This is a genomic window from Vibrio sp. YT-18 (assembly GCF_033337345.1).
Taxonomy (GTDB): Bacteria; Pseudomonadota; Gammaproteobacteria; order Enterobacterales; family Vibrionaceae; genus Vibrio; species Vibrio alginolyticus.
On the sequence record NZ_JAWOQO010000133.1, the window covers coordinates 1 to 1,289 of the forward strand.

The following is a 1,289-nucleotide window of genomic DNA, read 5'->3' on the forward strand; positions in this document are numbered from 1 at the left end:
AATGCAAACCAAATTTTTTCATGTTCGTTAATCGTATCAGGTACGCGAGCGACGATGCGACGCAGGTATTCCACACCACCACGAACAGATTGCTCTGGGTTTAGACGATCGGTTACACCAACACTTTTCGCAGTTGGTAAAGTCAGCATCATCATGCCACGAACACCCGTAGGCGATTTTGCTTTTGGTTTCCAATGAGATTCTTGGTAGGCCAAAGCCGCGATTAAACGCCAATCAAACTCTTCGCTGTATTTTTGGAACAGCGGGGCCCATCTCGGCAACTTATCATCAAGAGCACGAATAAAGGCACGCGTGTCCACGTAGTCAAACGCTTCAATATGGCCAATGTACTTCTCTTCAAGAGAAGCTAGCTCGCCAGATTGTTTGATATTGCCGAAAAACTCAATCAGCATCGCATACAAGCTCTCATCCTCTGAGCGGCGAGTAAACCATGATACTGGTTGATCTTCGGTGAGCTCAAAAGCAAGTGCTAAATCTGGATACAGGCGTTGCGCGAGGGACAGTTCTACGGAATCAGTGACGGTGAAACGCAGTTCTCCAGTCGATACATGTTTCAGTAAATCGCGAGTGTCAGCATCGCCCACGATTTCAAACTGCAATTCAGGATACTGCTTTTTCAATGCCGTCAGTGTCGGAACATATTGTGACTGTTCGACAATTTTCAATGTTTGCGAGCCAGCATTCACGTCTTCTTCTGATTGACTGTCCTTGGATGCTTGATACTCGATAAGCTGCTCAATATCACGAGGACGAAGCTGGCCCTTTTTGTAGACCACTTGCTGGCTTACATAATAATAAGCAGGGCCAGGTCTAAAACGTTTGACGGCTTGTGAGGTTTGATTAAGCCCTGTAGCAATAATATCGATGTCGCCCTTCTTTAAGGCTGGGAAAAGGTCGGCTTGTCTGAAAGCGGGTTTGATTTCTAGCTTTACGCCCAACTCTTCTGCAAATTTACGCGCTAGCTCATAATCCAAACCCGCAGGGCCATCAGGACCAATGTAGTACGAGAGTTGGTTGTTGAGCGTGCCAACGCGTAGCACTCCGCGCTCTTGGATTTTCTCGAATTCACTTTTCGGCTGCGACTCAATTTGGCAGGCAGAAAGTAGTAGCACAGAAGCAAAAATTAGGACGCTGCGCTTGAGTCGGTTGAAGTGGCGTATTTGCATTGATCGGTACATCTCAGAAAATTTCTAGTGGTCTTTATATCAAAGCGAGGAGATGGGGCAAAGCGAATCGGACAGGTAGAGTGCGACAGTGTGTGGTTTATC

At 46.8% G+C, this 1,289-nt stretch carries 1 protein-coding gene; it reads right to left on the reverse strand.

Going from position 1 to position 1,289, the window contains the following annotated elements:
- On the reverse strand, positions 1 to 1,187 hold a 1,187-nt coding region (mltF, locus tag R7M72_RS24910; protein WP_318056437.1), incomplete at its 3' end, for a membrane-bound lytic murein transglycosylase MltF.
- Positions 1,188 to 1,289: the final 102 nt, after the last annotated feature.